Source organism: Alphaproteobacteria bacterium LSUCC0719, assembly GCA_040839025.1.
Taxonomy (GTDB): domain Bacteria; phylum Pseudomonadota; class Alphaproteobacteria; order Puniceispirillales; family Puniceispirillaceae; genus UBA8309.
This window is the reverse complement of sequence record JBFPJN010000005.1, coordinates 193,325-206,803: the sequence shown is the minus strand read 5'-3', so window position 1 is coordinate 206,803 and position 13,479 is coordinate 193,325. Positions and strand designations below refer to the sequence as shown.

The following is a 13,479-nucleotide window of genomic DNA, read 5'->3' as shown; positions in this document are numbered from 1 at the left end:
GTCTATTCCTTTTCAATCTGCAGTTGAAGCGGATGTTCATTCTGGCGGGCGTAATCCATCACCTGGGTGGCTTTCGCCTCGGCAACCTCATAGCTGTAGACACCGCACACGCCGACGCCGCGCTGATGCACATTCAGCATGATCGCCGTGGCCTGTGAGTTCGACATGTTGAAGAACCGTTGCAGCACATAGACAACGAATTCCATCGGTGTGTAGTCATCATTCAGCATGATCACCTTGTACATCGACGGTTTCTTGGTCCGCTGGCGCGTCTCCAGTATGACCTGCGACTGGCCACCATCCTTGTCTGTCTTCCTGTCAGTCATCGCCTGTCTTCGGTTTACCTGTTTCCGATCCCGTTGGATCACGATCCTGTCAATTCACCGGGATATTGTTCAAGAAATAACCAGCGAAAGCAATATACCGACACCAGTTGGGCCGACACCGGTTGGGCCGAAACCGTATAGCGGCGGCATATGCGTTCGATACCCACTTGATATTGGCGGTCCGGCCCAGCGTCGAAAGGGGCCTTGTGACAAAAAAGATCACAATGCGTCAAAAAGGGGCAGCCACCTGCAAAAAGACCACCGGCAAGGTTGAAGAAATGATTAATGATATTATGATGACCATCAATGCGGTGAACTGGACACTATAGCTGGAGCCCTGATCGATGCTGCATAGCGTCACGACCGTTCTTGTCATGTTTGTCAGTCTCATGTTTGTCAGTCGTTATCGCCGCTTTCGCTCCCCGGTCCCATTGTCCCGTGTCGCGGCCTTTCTGATCATCTGTCTTGGGTTTGTCGGCATGTTCGGCGCCACCGCGCCGTCGGCCAAGGCGGCCAAATACGCGGCCATCGTCATCGAGGAATCCACCGGCCGCGTGTTGTTTGCACGCAATGCCGACAAGTCACGCTATCCGGCATCGCTGACCAAGATCATGACCCTCTATCTGCTGTTCGAGGAACTTGAATCCGGGCGTGTCTCGATGTCCACGAAGATGCCTGTATCACGTGTGGCGGCAAGCCGATCACCTTCGAAGCTGTATCTTCGGACCGGGCAGACCATCACGGTCAAGGACGCCATATTGGCGCTGATCACGAAATCGGCAAATGACGTTGCCACCGTTGTGGCCGAACAATTGTCGGGATCCGAGCGTGAATTCGGCGAGCGGATGACGCGCAAGGCGCGCGCCCTTGGCATGACACGGACGACCTTTCGCAATGCCTCCGGCCTGCCAAACCGCCAGCAGCGGTCAACGGCGCGTGACATGGCCCGGCTTGCCATCGCCATCCGCCGCGACTTTCCGCAATATTTCGGCATGTTCTCGACCACCTCGTTCCGCTGGAAGGGGCAGCGATTTGGCAACCACAACAAGCTTCTGACAAACTATTCGGGAACAGACGGCATCAAGACAGGTTACATCAACGCCTCCGGCTTCAATCTGGTGGCGACGGTGGAACGCGCCGGTGTCAGGCTGATCGGCGTTGTGTTCGGTGGCCGCACAGGCCGGACACGCGATGCCCATATGGTCGAGATCCTCGACAAGTCCTTCAAGCGGGTCAAACCGGCCGATATCCGCACGCAACTGACCCCGGTGCGAAGCGGGGCCGTTGCGGCACTTCCAAAGACTTTGCCGGTGCCACCGCCGGTGCCGGGCGCGATGCCGGTGGCACCGCCACCGCGACAGGTCAAGCATGGCAGCATCGATGTCGCGCTTGCGGGCGAGTCCGCCTATCTGGAAGGCACGCCGTCACGCGCCAGCGCGACAGGTGATGACGGGCCGACGCAGTGGAGCGTGCAGATCGGCAGCTTTGCCAAGCGCGCCAATGCGCACAAGGCCGCGGCGCAGGCACGGCGCGCCACCGACGGGGTGCTTGCGGCCACCCCGGCCCGCCTGACCATGGTGACCCGCGGCAGCATTCCGATGTGGCGTGTCAGATTCCACAATCTTGACGAAACCCAGGCCAGGTCCGCCTGTGCGGCGCTGTTTGCCAAGGGACGGCCCTGCATGGCGATCGAGGAAGACAGACGGCGCGCGGGCTGATCCGCGCGGCGTCATGGCGGCGGCGACAGCTATTTCGGATAGGTCTTGTCGAGATCCTCGAAATCTGCGCCAATTGGACCCCAAGAGGGGTGCGAATCCACATATATCTGGCCCGATACCCTCAGCATCCCGCTATCGTCGAAGGCGCCGGGCGCAATACTGATCAGCGGCAGGTCACGGCGGCGGTAGAACATCTGCGAGCCGCAGGTCGGGCAGAAGCCGCGCTCCGCCCATTTTGAACTGCCATACCAGCGCGGCCGCCCGTCACCGAGCCAGGAAAAGCCGTCGGCATGCACGGCCGAGGCACCCCAGCTAATGCCGGTGATCTTCAGACAATCCGAACAGTGGCAGATCAGAATTTTGCGAAGCGGGCCGGTGGCGCGAAAGCGCACCTCCCCGCAATGGCATCCGCCTTCGAAATCCTTCCCGGCGGTGGCGGCAATCGGCCTGTCCATGACGACATCTCCCCTGCAAATCCGGTTCCGTCAAACCTACACACATCAAACCTACACACATCAAACCTACACACAGGCAAGATCCAGACGAAAACCCTATCTGAAATCGCGGCTTCGCATACGGGTGCCGCGCTGATCGCGGGCCGCTTCCTCGTCGAGATGGCGGAGATATCCATTCAGGTTGAACAGAGATTCGGCGATGAAATGCAGCACCGCCTTTTCCCGCTGGATACGCCCGACAACGCCCAGGATCTGTGATCGCAGCATCGGGTCACGATAGGTTTCGGTCAGCTTTGGCCAGATGATCACATTCAGCGAATGCAACCCGTCCTCAAGCGTCAGAAACACCGTCCCGCCGGCGGTGCCGGGGCGCTGGCGCATCGTTACCAGACCGGCAAGACGCAGCCGCTGTCCGTCACGCGCCTCATGTGCGATCGCACAGCTCTGCCAGCCATCGGCGGCAAGCGGGGCTTCCAGAAGACGCAGCGGATGTGCCTTCAATGACAGCCCCAGACTGCGGTAATCGGCGGCCACGTCCTCGCCGGGCCCTGCGCGCGGCAGGGCAACAGGCGGTTCCACACCGGCAAGATCGTGATGCCGACGGGTGGCATGCGCGAACAGCGGCAGTTCCTGCCACCGCTGGCCAGCCAGCGCGCGCACCTCCCACAAGGCTGTACGGCGCTCGAGACCCAGACTGCCAAACGCATCACCGCGCGCCAGCGATTCGAGCGCGCGTGCCGACACATCGGCACGTCGCATGATGTCGGACAAATTGGCATAGGGCGGCATGCGGCTGGCCACAATCCGCGTGCCCTCGCCCTCGGCAAGCCCCTTGACCAGCCGCAGCCCCAGCCGCAGGGCGTAATGGCCCTGCCGGTTCCGCGAATCGGCTTCAAGCGTGCTGTCCCAGTCGGAATGCCCGACATCAACCGGACGCACCTCAATGCCGCTTCGCTTTGCCTCGGCGACAAGCTGTGAAGAGGAATAGAATCCCATCGGCTGGGCATTCAGCAGCGCGCAGATAAAGACATCCGGATAATGGTTCTTGATCCAGGCCGAGACATAGACAAGCAACGCAAAGCTGGCGGCGTGCGATTCCGGAAACCCGTAGGTGCCAAACCCCTCGATCTGGCGGAAACAGCGTTCGGCAAATTCGGCATCATAACCACGCTCGACCATGCCACGGATCATCTTGTCGTGGAATCTGGCGACATCACCATGCTTCTTGAAGGTGGCCATGGCGCGGCGAAGCTGGTCCGCCTCGCTGCCGGTAAACCCGGCGCCGACAATCGCAATCTGCATCGCCTGTTCCTGAAACAGCGGCACGCCGAGCGTACGCTCCAGCACATCGCGAAGCGCCTCGGACGGATAAGTGACCTTTTCCAGCCCGGCACGCCGGCGAAGATAGGGATGCACCATATCGCCCTGGATCGGCCCCGGGCGCACGATCGCCACCTGCACCACCAGATCATGAAAACAGCGTGGCTGAAGGCGCGGCAACATCGCCATCTGGGCCCGCGATTCCACCTGAAAGACACCAACCGAACGCCCCTCGCACAGCATGTCATAGGTGGCGGCGTCCTCGGGCGGCACCGAGGCCAGCGTCAATGGCCGGTTATAATGCTGCCGCAGCATGTCGAAAGCACGGCGCACACAACTCAGCATGCCAAGCGCCAGGACATCGACCTTCAACAGGCCCAGCGCGTCCAGATCATCCTTGTCCCATTCGATCACCGTCCGACCCGCCATCGCCGCCGGGCTGATCGGGCAGAGATGGTCGAGCCGCCCGCGGGTGATGACAAAGCCGCCGACATGCTGCGACAGGTGGCGGGGAAAGCGGGCAATCTCGCCAACCAGCCGCCGCACCAGCGCGATCCGGCGGTCTGCCGGGTCGATGCCGACAGCACGAAGCGCCTCGTCATCAGGCCCGCCCGCCTCGCGTCCCCAGGCCTGTCCGGACAGCGCCGCCTGAACATCGCTGCTGAGTCCAAACACCTTTGCCACCTCGCGAAGCGCGCTGCGTGTCCGATAGGTGATCACCGCCGCCGTCAGCCCGGCACGGGTGCGGCCATATTTGGCATAGATGTACTGGATCACCTCCTCGCGGCGCTCATGCTCGAAATCAACATCGATATCGGGTGGCTCGCCACGCGCCTCGCTGATGAAACGTTCGAACAATGGCTGCGAACGGTCCGGATCGACCGAGGTGATACCAAGACAGTAGCAGACTGCCGAATTGGCTGCCGAACCGCGCCCCTGACACAGAATCCCGCGGCTGCGGGCAAAACGGACAATATCGAAAACGGTCAGGAAATACGGCGCAAAGGCCATTTTGGCGATCAGGGCTATTTCCCGATTCAGATAGGCTTCGACCTTTGCCGGCACGCCGTCGGGATAGCGCTGGGCGGCACCATTCCATGTCTGATATTCAAGTTCGGCCATCGCGTCGCGCCCACCCGGCGACACCTCGTCGGGATATTCATAGGACAGATCATCCATCGAAAATCCGCACATGGCGGCAAGCTCGCCGGCATGGTCCAGCGCCTGTGGCAGGTGACGCCAGCGCCGCGCCATCTCGGCAGGTGTCAGAATGTGACGTTCGGCATTGCGCGACAGCAGGGCTCCGGCCTGATCAAGCTGCTGTTTTTCACGAATACAGCTCAGAACATCGGCAAGCGGCCGGCGTGCCGGCAGGTGATAGAGCGCGTCACCGGCCGCCGCCAGCGGCAGGTCCAGCGCCGCCGCCATCTCGGCAAGCATCGCGAGGCGCGTCTCGTCACCGCCATCACGATACAACGCCGCGCCGGCAAAGACCCGGCCGGACGCGCTGTCGCGGATTCGTGTCAGATGCGTCGCATGGCCGGAATCCGGATGACGCGGCGGCATCACCAGCAGCGCGGTACTGGCAGCAAGCCGCGCGAAGTCGGCAAGATGCAGCACCGGTGCCGCCTTGCTGCCGCGAAGATTACCCTCGCTGAGCAGCACCGACAGCGATTCATAGCCCGTCCGGTCGGTCGGATGGACAATCACCTCCGGCCCGTCGACAGGCCTCAGCCGCGCCCCGACAACCAGCCGGATGCCATGTTCGCGGGCGGCGACATGGGCCCGTACAATTCCGGCAAGCGAATTCACATCGGCAATACCGATGGCAGGCCATCCCAGCGCCGCCGCCGTTTCAACCATCTCCTGCGGATGCGAGGCACCGGCAAGAAAGCTGAAATTGCTGTAACATCCCAGCAACGCCATCAGGCGAAGAAACCGTGCAGGAACCAGCCCGGATCCTCGCCGCGTTCGGGCAGGCCCTCGCGATAGACCCAGAACGCGGCCCCGCGATCATCCTGAAGGCGGAAATAGTCGCGCGTGCGGGTGCCGGCGGCGGCATGCCACCATTGCGGCGCGATTCGTTCGGGACCGCTGGCACGCATAATCCTGTGCGTGCGTTTCTGCCAGACGAACTGTGCCGGTGGATGGTCCGGAAGCAGCGCCACCACCGCCAGCCGGTGCGGATGCGCCAGCAGCCTGATCGGGCGCGGGGCGGCGGTCGGACAATGCGCCGGGGCATTCATCCGGTCGTCGAAACCGGCCTGTTCCATATCGGGATAGGCCATATATTGCGCCGCTTCCGGTTGCCAGCAATCGCGCGGCTTCATACGCAGCACCGCACCATGTCCAAGCCGCGCCACCAGCCTGTCGATCAGGCTTGCCTGGCTTTCGGCAACCGACACCCCGTCATCAAACGCCGCCGATACAGGTGCCTGGGGGGTGCAGCCATGCGCCTCCATCCACATCCGTTCGATCCCGAATTCCGGATTGATGGCCTCGCCGGCATCAGCCAGCAGACGGCGGAACGCGGTGGCATCGCGGCTTGGGCGCGACAGATGGACATCATGGCCCCGCACCACACCATCAACCCGCTGCCAGCCGAGATGCAGCCGTCTGGCCCCCACCTCGTTCTGCTGCAGGATCAGGCTCAGCTCGTCGATCAGCTGCCCGATCGTCGCATGGATATCGGCCGGCGCGGCGACGGGTTCGGCAAAATTCAGCATCGCCAGACGCGGGCGCACCGGCGCGATCGGGGTGAAACTTTCATTCACATGCCCAAGCGCCGCATCAAGGCGTGCTGTCACAATCATCCCGAACCGCGCGGCAAGCGGGGCCCGCGGCAGCGGCATGACATCGCCAATCCGGCGCAGACCGGACGCCGCCATCGCCGTGCAGATGCTGCCGTCAAGCCGCAGCGCGGCCAGCGGCAGATCGGCCATCATCCCTGCCAGCTGGCGCGGTGCCGGCGACTCCAGCCGCGCACAGCCATAGCGCTGCACCGCCGTGCCGTACCGGGCCAGCGCCCAGGCAGCACCACAGGTTGGCGCGACAGCCATACGCGCCGTCAGCCCGGCCCGCCGCAACCGCCACGCCATATCGGCCAGCAGCGGGCGAACACCACCATGAAGATGCGCCGCCCCGGCAATATCCAGCCACAACCCGTTGCCATCATGCGCAATGGCGGCACCGGTGCCGACGGATTCGACCGGGGCCGGTGCGGTCAACGGACAATAGCGACGCGCCCATCTTGCCAGATGCAGCAGGTCATCCGCATCGGCACCGGCATCACTGTCACGCGAAACAAGGTTCGGGTGCAGGGCCCGGGCATCGGCAAGCCGCATACCGGCATGAAGACCGCTTCGCCGCGCCAGACGGCAAACCGACTCCACCATATCGGTGCCTCTGTGCGTCGTGGTCAGGACCAGCGGCACGCCATTCGGCACCGCCCCGGCCCGGCGCAGCCTGTCAGCCGCCAGATGCGGAAACCAGACATGAATGATGCGCCGCGACATGCCACGCTGCCCCACCGCACTAGCCGGCCAGACGCGCCGCCGGCAGGGCCGCCGAACGATGCCCGGCACCCCGGCGGTGTGGCAGCCCGCCCGGCGATGCAGCAAACGGCGCAGCAAGCGGTAATGATGACGTGCCAAGCGGCAATGACGCCACGGAACCACCTGTCTGGACCGAAGACGGGCCAAGATCACGAAAGCTGTTGTCACGCGCCCGCCAGCACAGCCTTGTTGCATGCGCACGTCCCCCGCGCGCCTGCAACAGATCGACCTGCCAGCAAGGATTCCAGCGGGACGACCAGTCGGATGACGGGCCCGTGACGGCAGATGCAGCAGACGGGGCAATCCGCCATCGTGTTTCGAACCCGCTTGCCGTCACCGGCCAGCCGGTCAGGAACCCGGTAACACCGCTTGCCTCGGCCGCCAGCTGTGCGCGTCGTGCCAGCCGCATCCAGTATTCGCCGGACTGGACGGCACCGTCATATTCCATGACGACGGCGGCAAGCCCGGATGTGCGCAGGATGTCCTCCAGCGCCGCCAGCCTTTGTCCGGGGCTTGGCGAATCGACGATCAGCAACCGCCCCGGATCGAGCCCGAGCGCCGCCAGCCCGGCGGCATACAGCATTCCCGCACCGCCGGTCGCGGCGGCCGGACACCAGACCACCGGTGCCGATCTGTCGGCCCGCGAATCCTCCTGCCGGGCCAGCAGCCGACGCAGCATCGCGACGGTGAATCCGCTCAGCGCCCCGTCATGCCCGGGACGACCGGACAGAAGATGCACCCGCCCCAGCGCCAACCCGCCGGCAAGCGCCGAATCGAGCGGCCCGACGCCAAGCGGCAGCCGCGCCGTGCCGGACCGCCCCTCCAGACGGGCAGCCTCGCGCCGCAGCGTCCGGAAGTGTTCGGCGCGATCCCCAGATTCGCCGGGTAATTCACCGGGCAATTCGCCAACCCGCGATTCGCCGGGTAATTCACCGGGCAATTCGCCAACCCGCGATTCACCGGGCAATTCACCGGGCGACGCCGCGGCAAGATCATGCGGGAACACGTCATGGTGAGGCTGAGTGCATGTGGCAAGATCATGGTCCGACATGTCACTTTGCACCGTCATCATGATCCGCCTCCTGCCGTTTGGTTCCATCCCGGGACCGCTTTGGACCGCTTTTTGTTCCCGTTTTGTTCTATAAGCGGACAGGCCCAGAGTCAATGAAAAGAGTCACTGAAAAGAGTCACTGCGGGAGTCGATGAAAAGAATCGGTAGGGGAGTCGGTGCGGGAGCCTGTCGATGTGCCGCCCCGGCCCGCCGGGTGGCCGGATTTCGGAACCGCCCGGCGAACCGGGCGGCGCACAGACACCGATCAGAGAATCTCGATGATCTGTCCGCTGTTGACGGAGGTTCCGTCAACATGGATGAAATCATCTTGCGAGAAGGTGCCGTCAAAATCCACGATGCGGGCGATCTTATGGGCTTCGGATGTCGGTGTCGCGGTATTATACAGCTCGATGACCCTTATCGTTTCTGCCGCCCCTCCAACCTCGGTGGACTCTCTTGTCTCGCTGATTTCCTTCCACCAATATGTGCGGTTCTCCCCCACATCGAGCATGATCTTGTCCCGGCCATCCTCGAAATTCGTGATTCTGGCCGGCTCGTTGTTCTTGATCTGCGCGCCGCTGATAACACGGTCGTAATGAGGGTTGAAATAATCGGTGACGAAATTCACGCCTTCAAGCGGTTGCAAGATGTAATTGGGCTCGTCTCGACCGGTTGCCGAATTGAAAACCGACTCGAATTTGCTTATGTCAAAATGCTTTCGTTCAACCGGAATCATATGCAGATTTGGCCTGTTGCCTCCCACGTTCAGGAACAGGTCGGCTGTTGGCGCGACAAACACCAGCCCGCCATCTTCCTCATGGATGTAACCGTCAAGCACCGCCAGCACATTGTTCGCCTGAACCGTGTCAGAGCTGTAGAAGACGAGTTTGTAGCTGGGGCTTTCCCCGAACCCTCCGGCATCATATTTCACCTGCCAGTAGATGTCGCTTCCCGTGAAGACCAGCGCATCCCCTTCCGCCGGGCGGAAATTGGTGATCTTGACCGCACCGTCCTCATCACTTGGCGTCGTGTCGATCACAAAGGCTTCGTTGCGGTTTTCACTGTTGCTGAGGCTGTTGCCCTCAAACAGATAATAGGCCTTTGTGACGGTCGTGCTGTCCCCCGACCGGGTAGTGAAATAGCTGTCCTTGTTGGAATAGCCAACATTGAGGAACACACTCGGGAAATTGACCGTGTCCACGGAGTTGACCATGAAGGCGAGGTGGTTGTCTTCAAGAGACAGGTCATGCGAACTGTATATGCCGAGCACCGAGATATTTTCAATGCTATCGACGGTTCGTGAATAACTCTTCAGCCATACATAATCCAGATCGATCCTGATCTTGTCGCCGGATTCCAGATTGTTGATCCGGTCGGCGCTGGCCGCATTGCCGGGCGTGGTATCCACCTCGCGGGTATCGGGCGATCCTGTCTGGCCGTCATGCGTGTCGGGTGTTTCAGGCGTGGTGGGCCTGTCTTGCGCCGCCGGCAGGCCGGGCACAGGCGCCGCCGCCACGTTCAGCGTCACTTCGATGCCTTCGCTTTTAAGTGTGCCGTGATTGCCATTTTCCCGCCCCTGTATGGTCAGGGTCACGCTACGGCCGGCGAGATCGGACAGGTCCTGCCCGGCCTTCACCATCAGCTTGTATTTCTTCTGGCCCGGCGTGGAGCGTGGTGGCAAAACGTAGCTGGTGTCCCGAACAAGCTCGAAGACGTCGACACTAACGGCAACGCCGTCGATCTTGACTATCAGCGGCAGCATTTGAACGTCCTGAACCGGCACGCCATCCAGATTGTCGGGATCGCTCAGGATGAAGACAATGCCCGTGTCGAACGGTGTGTCTTCAGTGCGCAACGGCAATTCGCTCGGGGCGTCAGGACTGACATGCTTTTCCAGGCGCGGCGCTTCCTCCGTGTTATTGATCGTCACGGTGAAGGATACGGGGTTCGGGAGAGTGCCGTCACCGGTGGTCCGGTCGGTAAGACCCACCGCAACCTCACGCGTTCCGGTCGCCAGCCTGTCGATCACCTGCCCGGCCTTCAGCATCAGTTCGGTGCCGTTTCTGATTTCGAACAGGTCTTTTGCCCAGGCCGACTGGATTTCCAGGACGTTGGTGCCGATCCCGTCATCGCTGATGTGGATATCGGCGATCTTGCGCTCAGTGGTGGGTTCCAGTTCATTGATGGTAATGCCGGTGAAAGCGAGCGAGGCATCATCAGGGGCCTTCAGCGCTATCCCGGTCGGCTTCTCATCCTTATTCCGGATCGTCACCAGGAAGGGTTGGTTGCCGGGGGTATCCGGATCGCTGTCCAGCGTGTGTTTAATGCCGTTCCTGTCGGTGAAGATGATGGTGACGGCGATCTTGCCGTCCGCATTTCCGGCTTCCTCTTCCCGGACGTCCTTCTCGAAATTGAAGGTCGCGCCCTGTCTGGCATAAAGAAAAAATCGATAATGGCCGGCGGTCTCTTCAACAAATTCCAGCATGAATCGTCCATCGCTGGTGTCGTGCTGGCGAGTTGTGAATGTCAGGTAAGACGGGTTCAATTCCCCAGTCCGGCCTTCTATAACGGTAACGGTTCCGTCTGGACCTCTGGTTCCCAGAAAATTCGTCGGCAACAGATCCTTTTTTATCTGGATATTGTGACCTGTATGTACCTTGTTGCCTTGTCTTCCGGCCCCGACATTTTCCACGAACGGGGGAGCCCCGACCGAGGTCTGGAAACTCATCTTGAAATCCGGAACAGCCGGATCCAGGGCGGATCCGGACTGCGTCGACCCCCCCACCGATGGCGCGCTTCCGGCCACGACGTTGATATCGAGTGTTTTGAAATCCGTGGCGACCCCGGAAACGGTATCGGTCACCGTGACCAGCAAGCGGTAGGTGCCGGCCTCGTCCGGGGTATAGCTGGCGCTCGTCGCGCCGGTGATAGCCTTCCATACCTCGTTCACCTTCTGCCACCACTGATATTTCAGCGTCAGGCCCATTGCCGGAGGCCGCACGCCCCCTGCCGGGGTCGGCAGGACGACACTGTTCGGATCGCTGAACGGCGTGGTTTGGATGAATGACAGCTCGGTCCCGGTATTCACCTCCTGATCCCGGTCCACGGCGACTCCCTTGATGGCGGCGGCGATCGCGCCTTCGGTCGGTCTGTCGATGGCCACATCCACGGTGAACTTGCGCTCCGTTTTGTATTCGTCGGTGAAAGTAAAAGTTAGCTCGATAATGCCATTGAGCGTGAGGTTGTTATCATCACCGAACTCATCGGTTCTGTCGGCATCGAATTTTAAAGGGCCCCTGATCATGAACAAAAGGAGGGTGAATTTGTGATAATTTTCATCACTCTCGTTGAATTTCAGAGCGAACCTTGGGTCGTTTGTTCCGTACGCGGTGCTGGAGGATCTCACGATGTTTTGACTCAAAACCTGTATGCCGGTCCCCAGAGCTAGGCCGCCGACCGCGTCGAGTTTGCTAGACAGGAAGTCGGCGGGTAGCAGGTTTTTGGCTATGTGAATCTCGTATCCGGCATCAACAGGATTAGTGGGGGACGGTTTGCTATTTTCGGTGATCCTGGAAACCCTTTTAATCACCTTGAAATTCTCAATACTCGGCTCCTTCACTTCGATTTCGGGACTGACGAACTGCGCCTCGTCGTCGTCGGAAAATTTCACGTCCGACACCAGCATTACCGCCCGGTAGATGCCGGCCTCGGAAGGTGTGTAGTCATTGTTCGATGGAGGTCTACCGGGGGCTGGCTCCCAGGTTCCATCTGCCTTCTTCCGCTCCCAATCAGTGTTGATGGTGCCTACTATGTCCTGATCTGTGGCTGACCGATCAACGCTCAGTGTGACGCCCTTAAACGCCTCCTTCGCCTCTTTACCGTTGACGAGAATGGATATAATGCCTGTAGTCGGGTCGTTGCCGTCGGTCAGCTGGACGGTGACCTCTTTCTTGACCTCATTGCCGGCGGAATCCTCGGCGGTGATTTCCAGCGTGATCACGCCGTTCGGGTTGTCTTCATGTTCAAAGTCGAATGTCTGACCCGCCTTGGCGATCAGCTTGCCGCCCGACACCTCGAACCTGTCGTCGAGGACGAAGTTTCCGTCTTTCGTCTTCCGTTTGATCACCAGCGGGCGCAGATCGCCGTCGGGATCACGCGCCTCCACCTCGATGCCGGTATCGATGGGGCTGGTTGTTTTGGTGTCTCCGACGGTCTCGTTGAAAGTTGTCCGGGCGGCGGGCTGTGTGATCGTCAGCGTCGGTGGTTGCCCGGCTTCAAGGACGGTGAAGGTGATCCTATCGGTGCCGGTAAGGCCGGCGTTGTTGCCGTCGGTGGCGGTCAGCGTCAGGGTGATCTACTCGCCCAATCTGAAGCTGACGCCGCTTTTGGCGAGGATTTTGCCGTTTTCGATCTTGAAACGATTGTCGCCTGACAGGGTGAAACTCGGCCCCCTATACCCGGTCTCGCCGCTGTCCTTGTCGGTCGCGATGAAGGTCAGCCCGGTGTCGGTATCGCCGGTCACCGTGCCTTCCTTGACAGACGCCGTGCCGCGAATCTCCGGCACCGGCGCAAACTGAACATCGCTGACGGTGAAGGTGATCGGCACGGTATTGGTGAGGCCGGCGTTGTTGCCGTCGGTGGCGGTCAGCGTCAGGGTGATCTCCTCGCCCGATCTGAAGCTGGCACCGGCTTTGGCGAAGATTTTGCCGTTTTCGATCTTGAAACGATTGTCGCCTGACAGGACGACATCCGGCTCCTCATACCCGGTCTCGCCGCTGTTCACATCCGTGACCCGGACCCGCAGCCCGGTATCGGTTTTGCCGGTCACCGTGCCTTCCTTGACAACCGCCGTGCCAAACATCGCCAGCACGGGCGCATGCTGGGCATCGGGATTGGCCATGACCTGTTTGATGCTATTCTCAAGTTCGGAAAGAATTTTGCTTTCGTCTTCTGAAAGCTGAGGGGTTTCGCCGCTCTCGGACTTCCGCTTGATCACGTCACGGTTCTTTTCCACAAGGTTTGTAATGGTGGGCAGAACCTTGCGCACCTTCTCGA

General features: G+C 61.1%; 8 protein-coding genes. 1 reads left to right on the top strand and 7 read right to left on the bottom strand.

Going from position 1 to position 13,479, the window contains the following annotated elements; genetic code table 11:
- Positions 1–2: 2 nt before the first annotated feature.
- Positions 3–326: an ATP-dependent Clp protease adapter ClpS gene (clpS, locus tag AB3X55_10845; protein ID MEX0504082.1), complete on the bottom strand. Its 324-nt coding sequence runs from the start codon at positions 324–326 to the stop codon at positions 3–5.
- 344 nt (positions 327–670) lie between these two features.
- Between clpS and AB3X55_10840 the strand changes: the two genes are divergently transcribed.
- On the top strand, positions 671–2,044 hold the full coding sequence (locus AB3X55_10840; GenBank protein ID MEX0504081.1) for a D-alanyl-D-alanine carboxypeptidase family protein: 1,374 nt from the start codon (positions 671–673) through the stop codon (positions 2,042–2,044).
- A 29-nt stretch (positions 2,045–2,073) separates the two neighbouring features.
- Here the strand turns inward: AB3X55_10840 and AB3X55_10835 are convergent, their stop codons facing one another.
- From AB3X55_10835 to AB3X55_10810, 6 genes are all read right to left on the bottom strand, one after another.
- Entirely contained in the window at positions 2,074–2,499 is a 426-nt protein-coding gene (locus AB3X55_10835; GenBank protein ID MEX0504080.1) for a GFA family protein, read from the bottom strand.
- Between the two features lie 96 nt (positions 2,500–2,595).
- Positions 2,596–5,745 (bottom strand): error-prone DNA polymerase, encoded by a 3,150-nt coding sequence (locus AB3X55_10830; GenBank protein ID MEX0504079.1) that lies wholly within the window; start codon positions 5,743–5,745, stop codon positions 2,596–2,598.
- On the bottom strand, positions 5,745–7,334 hold the full coding sequence (locus AB3X55_10825) for a DNA polymerase Y family protein (GenBank protein MEX0504078.1): 1,590 nt from the start codon (positions 7,332–7,334) through the stop codon (positions 5,745–5,747). Before AB3X55_10825 ends, AB3X55_10830 begins: the two co-directional genes overlap by 1 nt.
- A 19-nt stretch (positions 7,335–7,353) precedes the next feature.
- Positions 7,354–8,445: an ImuA family protein gene (locus tag AB3X55_10820; GenBank protein ID MEX0504077.1), complete on the bottom strand. Its 1,092-nt coding sequence runs from the start codon at positions 8,443–8,445 to the stop codon at positions 7,354–7,356.
- A gap of 244 nt (positions 8,446–8,689) precedes the next feature.
- Positions 8,690–12,589, bottom strand: coding sequence for a triple tyrosine motif-containing protein (locus AB3X55_10815; GenBank protein ID MEX0504076.1), 3,900 nt, complete (start codon positions 12,587–12,589; stop codon positions 8,690–8,692).
- 189 nt (positions 12,590–12,778) lie between these two features.
- Positions 12,779–13,479: hypothetical protein (locus AB3X55_10810; GenBank protein ID MEX0504075.1), on the bottom strand; the 701-nt coding region annotated here is incomplete at its 5' end.